This window comes from Rhodomicrobium sp. Az07, assembly GCF_018619475.1.
In the GTDB taxonomy this organism is placed as follows: domain Bacteria; phylum Pseudomonadota; class Alphaproteobacteria; order Rhizobiales; family Rhodomicrobiaceae; genus Rhodomicrobium.
The window spans coordinates 1-223 of sequence record NZ_JAHFZG010000086.1 but is presented as its reverse complement, the minus strand read 5'-3'; the positions used below and the strand labels follow the sequence as shown (position 1 = coordinate 223).

1 rRNA gene is annotated in these 223 nt (G+C 51.1%); it reads left to right on the top strand.

The window, feature by feature from the left end:
- Window positions 1–223: ribosomal RNA gene (locus tag KKP04_RS16065) — 23S ribosomal RNA — on the top strand; the annotation flags it as partial.

Genomic DNA, 223 nt, shown 5'->3' with positions numbered 1-223 from the left:
GAAAACCCCAAAACAACCAGGATGTTGGCTTAGAAGCAGCCATCATTTAAAGAAAGCGTAACAGCTCACTGGTCTAAATAAGGGTTCTTGCGCCGAAAATGTAACGGGGATTAAGCCACACACCGAAGTTGCGGGTGACACGCAAGTGTCGCGGTAGCGGAGCGTTCCATAAGCCGGTGAAGGTGTGCCGTGAGGCATGCTGGAGGTATTGGAAGTGCGAATG